The following is a 1667-nucleotide window of genomic DNA, read 5'->3' as shown; positions in this document are numbered from 1 at the left end:
TTCCTATTTTTTGGCGACAATACTGACCAGGGAAGCGCTACCTTTCGTTTGGGCAGGATAGCTGTTAATGATTTGCCTGTTGCTAGTCCCGATCGTGCGATCGCAACTGTCGGCACTCCTAATATTAAAATTAAAGTCCTGACCAATGATACGGGCGGCACAAAGGCACTGAGAGTGCAGAGTGTTACTCAACCAACAGGTGGCACTGTGACTGTTGACGACTGGATTTATACAGGAGGCTTTTTTAGGAATATCGGCGGGCAGCCTCGTAACAAAATTGCCCGGTTGTATGGCAGTGACGGTACGGCAGATCCTACTTTTAATCCCAATGCGGATGCTGATGTCAGGACGATCGCGATCGATGCTAACGGCAATCCATTAGTAGGTGGCAATTTCACCAATATCGGCGGGCAACCCCGCAACTATATTGCCCGGTTGAACAGCAGCGACGGCACGGCAGATCCTACTTTTAACCCAAATGCCAATGATTTTGTCAGGACGATCGCGATCGATGCTAACGGCAATCCCTTAGTAGGTGGCAATTTCACCAATATCGGCGGGCAGCCGCGAAACAGAATTGCCCGGTTGAACAGCAGCGACGGCATAGCAGATCCTACTTTTAACCCAAATGCCAATGATCGCGTCTCGGCGATCGCGATCGATGCGAACGGTAACCTATTAGTAGGCGGCAATTTCACCAATATCGGCGGGCAGCCGCGAAACAGAATTGCCCGGTTGAACAGCAGCAACGGTACGGCAGATCCTACTTTTAACCCAAATGCCAATGATCGCGTCTTGGCGATCGCGATCGATGCTAACGGTATCCCATTAGTAGGTGGCAATTTCACCAATATCGGCGGGCAACCCCGCAACTATATTGCCCGGTTGAACAGCAGCAACGGCACAGTAGATTCTACTTTTAACGCCAATGCCAATAATCCTGGTCCGTCGGGGGCTGAGTATGTCGCGCAGATCGCGATCGATGCGAACGGCAACTTAGTAGTGGGGGGCATTTTTCGAAATATCGGCGGGCAACCGCGCAATTTGATTGCTCGGTTGAACAGCAGCGACGGCACAGCAGATCCTACTTTTGACCCCAATGGGAGTGTTGCAATCGACGCGATCGCGATCGATGCTAACAACAACCTAGTGGTAGGCGGCTTTTTAAGCAATATCGGCGGGCAGTCGGCCGGGTATATTGCTCGGTTGAACAGCAGCAACGGTACAGCAGATCTGACTTTCAAACCTATTGCGGATGATTATGTCGGGACGATCGCGATCGACCCCAAACGCAGCATTGTCTACACTCCTAACGCCACTTTCAACGGTGTTGACACCTTCTCCTACACAGCAACCGACGGTTACAGTACCAGCACATCAACTGTCAGCGTCCTCGTCAACAATTCCCCAGTCCTCGACAATTCCGGCACGCCTAATTTAACAGCCATTAATGTTAATGAAACCAACAACAGCGGCACATTAATATCAGCGATTATCGGCACTAAAATTACCGACCCCAACGATGCCATTTCCCTGCGTCCCAGAGGCATCGCCCTCACAAATTTAGATACAACAAACGGCAGTTGGCAGTATACGACAGATGGCACAAGTTGGAATAATATTACTACTGTTCCTACGACTGCAACTGCACTGTTGTTAGCAGCCGA

At 50.4% G+C, this 1667-nt stretch carries 1 protein-coding gene; it reads left to right on the top strand.

The window, feature by feature from the left end; genetic code table 11:
- Positions 1-1667 (top strand): Ig-like domain-containing protein (locus tag ACUVJL_RS11710; RefSeq protein ID WP_445246004.1); only part of this gene is annotated, 1667 nt, incomplete at both ends.

This window comes from Microcoleus sp. OTE_8_concoct_300 (assembly GCF_031383065.1).
Classification (GTDB): domain Bacteria; phylum Cyanobacteriota; class Cyanobacteriia; order Cyanobacteriales; family Microcoleaceae; genus Microcoleus.
This window is presented reverse-complemented; position numbering and strand designations above follow the sequence as displayed.